This window comes from Clostridia bacterium (assembly GCA_035561135.1).
In the GTDB taxonomy this organism is placed as follows: Bacteria; Acidobacteriota; Terriglobia; order Terriglobales; family Acidobacteriaceae; genus DATMYA01.
On the sequence record DATMYA010000007.1, the window covers coordinates 1 to 1,972 of the forward strand.

Below are 1,972 nucleotides of genomic sequence, written 5' to 3' on the forward strand. Positions count from 1 at the left end.
GGGAGTCAGACAGTGGGAGATAAGTTTCATTGTCGAAAGGGAAACAGCCCAGACCAACGACTAAGGTCCCAAAGTACAGGTTAAGTGGGAAAGGATGTGCAGTTGCGCAGACAACCAGGATGTTGGCTTAGAAGCAGCCACGCATTCAAAGAGTGCGTAATAGCTCACTGGTCGAGTGATTGTGCGCCGAAAATGTACCGGGGCTAAACCTGGCACCGAAGTCTTGGAATGTAGTCATTAGACATTAGGAATTAGTTAGTAGGCAAAGGGGTAAGCGGATGAGCGGCTATAAGGATTTGACGGTATATCGGAAGTCCTATGAAGCGGCGAAGGAAGTTTACCGGATAAGCGAGAGCTTTCCCAAGCGCGAGGAATACGCGTTGACGAACCAATTGAGACGGGCGGCAACGAGTATACCGCTGAACATAGCCGAAGGATATGGGAAGCGGGAAGGAACCAAAGAACTGGGACGCTATGTAAGGATGGCGCGAGGTTCGAGCGCGGAGGTAGCGGTGCTGCTGGATTTTGCGAAGGACTTCGGATACATGGCCGAAGAAACGCATGCAAGCTTAGCGGCAACTTACGAAGAAATTGGGAAAATGCTCACGGGCTTAATCAAGGCTCTAACTAACAACTAATAACTAATGTCTAGTGACTACATTGGTAGGGGAGCAACGCGTGCGAGCTGAAGCGGGAGCGGAAGCGACCGTGGATTGCACGGGAGAGAGAATGCCGGCATGAGTAGCGAGAGCAAAGTGAGAATCTTTGCCGTCGAAAGCCTAAGGTTTCCTGAGGAAGGCTCGTCCTCTCAGGGTAAGTCGGGACCTAAGCCGAGGACAGAAGTCGTAGGCGATGGACAACAGGTTGATATTCCTGTACCACTCTTAGCGTTTGACAGAAGCAGTGACACAGAAGGATAGGCATAGCGGGGCGATGGTAGACCCCGTTCAAGCGGTGAGGCTGGCGCGTAGTGAAGTACGCGCGTCAAGGCTGGGCCGTGATGAGGACCGAAAACAAGTAGGGAAGATGCTGAATTCACGCTGGCGAGAAAAGCTGCTATGGAGCGAGTGAGTGCCCGTACCGCAAACCGACACAGGTAGGCGAGGAGAGAATCCTAAGACGAGCGGGAGAACCCTTGTTAAGGAACTCGGCAAAATGACCCCGTAACTTCGGGATAAGGGGAGCCTCGAGAGAGGCCGCAGAGAATAGGCCCAAGCGACTGTTTAACAAAAACACAGGTCTGTGCGAAGTAGAGATACGACGTATACGGGCTGACGCCTGCCCAGTGCTGGAAGGTTAAGGGGAAGTGTTAGGGGAAACCCGAAGCACGGAACTTAAGCCCCAGTGAACGGCGGCCGTAACTATAACGGTCCTAAGGTAGCGAAATTCCTTGTCGGGTAAGTTCCGACCCGCACGAATGGCGTAACGACTTGGGCACTGTCTCAACAAGGGACCCGGCGAAATTGTAGTATGCGTGAAGATGCGCATTACCCGCGATAGGACGGAAAGACCCCGTAGAGCTTTACTGTAGCTTGGCATTGGACTCTGGTAACAGATGTACAGGATAGGTGGGAGGCTAAGAAGCGAGGACGCCAGTCTTCGTGGAGCCGACCTTGGGATACCACTCTTTTGTTACTGGAGTTCTAACGTGCGGCCGTGAACCGGCGCATGGACAGTGCCAGGTGGGCAGTTTGACTGGGGCGGTCGCCTCCGAAAGAGTAACGGAGGCGTCCAAAGGTTCCCTCAGAATGGTTGGAAACCATTCGGAGAGTGCAAAGGCATAAGGGAGCCTGACTGCGAGAGAGACATCTCGAGCAGGGAGGAAACTCGGGCTTAGTGATCCGGCGGTATGAGAGTGGAATTGCCGTCGCTCAACGGATAAAAGCTACCTCGGGGATAACAGGCTTATCTCCCCCAAGAGTCCACATCGACGGGGAGGTTTGGCACCTCGATGTCGGCTCGTCGCATCCTG

At 53.5% G+C, this 1,972-nt stretch carries 1 rRNA gene; it reads left to right on the forward strand.

The window, feature by feature from the left end:
- A 23S ribosomal RNA gene (locus tag VN622_00305) occupies positions 1-1,972 on the forward strand; the annotation flags it as partial.